The following is a 2,556-nucleotide window of genomic DNA, read 5'->3' on the forward strand; positions in this document are numbered from 1 at the left end:
GGGGGTCGTCGAGCAGCCCGGCGGGCAGCAGTTGGCGCAGGTAGGAGGGGGTGAGGTCGAGGAAGTCGATCCGGTGGCGCACGACGTACTCGACCAGGGCGGCCGGGTCCATCCGGGTGGTCTCGTCGACCAGGTGCAGCGGGTGGCCGTCGGCCAGCAGCAGCAGGCCCTCCAGCGAGGTGTCGAAGGAGAGGGAGGCGGTCAGCGCGACGTTCAGCGGCCCGCCGCCGGCGTCGGCGACGAAGCCGGCCCGGTGGGCGGCGAGCAGGTGGGCCAGGGCGCGGTGCGGGACGGTGACGCCCTTGGGGCGGCCGGTGGAGCCGGAGGTGTAGAGCACGTACGCGGTGGTCGAGAGGTCCGGCGGGGCGAGCGGGCCGGTGCCGCCGGTGTCGTCGCCGGTGTCCGTGTCACCGGGGTCGGTGTCCGCCAGGGCGCGCAGGGTCTCCTCGTCCAGCAGCAGGGCCGGGCGGGCGTCCTCCAGCAGGTACTGGACGCGCTCCTCGGGCAGCGCCGGGTCCAGCGGCAGGTAGCCGGCGCCGGCCTTCCAGACCGCGAGGACGGCCACCACCAGGTCGGCGGTGCGCGGCAGCCGCAGCGCGACCAGCCGTTCGGGGCCGGCACCGCGGGCGATCAGGTGGCGGGCGAGCCGTTCGGCGCGGGCGTCGAGGGTCGCGTAGTCGAGCCGCTCCTCCCCGGCGACCAGGGCGAGGGCGTGCGGGGTCAGGGCGGCCCGGCGGCGGAACAGTTCGGGGTGGCTCACGGCTTCGACGGGCAGCGCGGTGGCGTTCCAGTCCCGGGTGACCCGCTCGGTCTCCCGCGCGGAGAGCAGCGGCAGGGTGGCGAGCGGGCGGTCCGGTTCGGCGGCGGCGCCCTCCAGCAGCCGCAGCAGCTGCTCGGCCGTCCGGCGGGCGGTGGGGGCGTCGAAGAGGTCGGCCCGGTACTCCAGGACGCCGGTGAGCGCCTCGCCGTCGGGGACGAACTCCACGCTGAGGTCGAAGGTGGCGGCCTGCCGGGGCACGGTGACCGGGGCGGTGGCGAGTCCGTGCGGGTCACCGGCCGCGGCCGGGGCGGGGTGCAGCAGCACCAGCACGTCGAACAGCGGGTTGCGGCCGGCCTCGCGGGGCGCGCCGACCGCCTCGACGATCCGCTCGAACGGCGTGTCGCCGTGGGCGAGGGCGTCGTTGCCGGTCCCGGTGGCGGCCGCGAGCAGCTCGCGGAAGGAGGCGTCGGGCGCCACCCGGGTGCGCAGGACCACCGTGTTGACGAAGCAGCCGACGGCCCGTTCCAGCTCGGTGCGGGTGCGGCCGGCCATCAGGGAGCCGACGGTGACGTCCTCCTGGCCGGACCAGCGGGCCAGCAGCGCCTGGGTGCCGGCCACCAGCGCGGTGTTGAGGGTGCCCTGCCGTTCGGCGGCGAGTTCGCGCAGCCGGGCGGTGAGCGGCGCGGGGACGGTGAAGGTGTGCAGGGCGCCGGGGCCGGCCTCCTCGCCGCGCCGGGGGTGGTCCAGCGGCAGTTCCGGCGGCACCGCGCCGGCCAGCTTCTCCTTCCAGTGGGCGAGTTGCTTCTCCAGCCGGTCGCCGGAGAGCTGCTCGCGCTGCCACACCGCGAAGTCGGGGTACTGGGCGGCGACCTCGGGCAGTCCGGGTTCGGCGCCGCGGGCCAGGGCGTCGTACGCGGTGCACAGTTCGTCCAGGACGACGCCCATGGACCAGCCGTCGGTGACGATGTGGTGGGCGGTCAGCTGCAGCACGTGGGCGTGCGGCGACTCGGCCACCAGCAGGGCGCGCAGCAGCGGCCCGCGGGCGAGGTCGAAGGGCCGGGAGTACTCCTGGAGCAGGATGGCGTCCAGGCTCTCCCCGTCGGCCGGTGTGCGGACCGGCAGGTCGACCGGCCCGGCCGGAAGGACGGTCTGCACCGGCCGGCCGTCGCTCTCCGCGAAGGTGGTGCGCAGCGCCTCGTGGCGCGCCACCACGGCGGTCAGCGCCGCGGCGAGGGCCGCGCGGTCCAGCGCGCCGGTGAAGCGCAGGGCGACGGCGCTGTTGTAGCGCGGGTCGCCGGGGCGCAGCCGGTCCAGGAACCAGAGCCGCTGCTGGACGAAGGAGGGCGGCAGCGGCCGGCTGCGGTCGGCGCGCGGGATGGCCCGGTCGGCGGCGGCCTGCGCGGTGTCGGCCCGGCCGGCCAGCCGCCGGCGCAGGGCCTCGCGCAGGTCGGCGGGCAGGGCTGCGGCGCGGTCTCGCTTCGAAGTCGTCATGGTCGGCTCCTCACCGTTCGTCGTCGTCGGGGCGGCCGGAGGCGGCGGCTTCGTCGGGTCCGCCCAGGGCGGCGGCTTCGAGTTCGCTGAGCACCAGGTCCTCGACCAGGTCCGCCAGGGCGGCCACGGTGCGGGAGACCAGCACGTCGCGGGGGGTGAGCGTGACGCCGAAGGCGTCGTTGGCCCGGGAGGCGATCAGCAGGGCGCGCACGGAGTCGCCGCCGAGCTGGAAGAAGTCGTCGGTGGCGCCGACGCCGGTGTGCAGGGTCTCGGCCCAGATCTCCGCCACCGCCTCCTCGGTGGGG

The 2,556-nt window shown here is 76.7% G+C and carries 2 protein-coding genes; both read right to left on the reverse strand.

The annotated features are described in order from the left end of the window. Positions 1 to 2,251, reverse strand: a 2,251-nt coding sequence (locus tag ACIQOV_RS36900; RefSeq protein WP_401055165.1) for a condensation domain-containing protein, incomplete at its 3' end; no start/stop codon positions are given. A gap of 10 nt (positions 2,252 to 2,261) precedes the next feature. Then, positions 2,262 to 2,556: phosphopantetheine-binding protein (locus ACIQOV_RS36905; protein WP_401055166.1), on the reverse strand; the 295-nt coding region annotated here is incomplete at its 5' end.

Origin of the sequence: Kitasatospora sp. NPDC091257, from assembly GCF_044757675.1 — a bacterium.
Lineage (GTDB): Bacteria > Actinomycetota > Actinomycetes > Streptomycetales > Streptomycetaceae > Kitasatospora > Kitasatospora lactacystinica.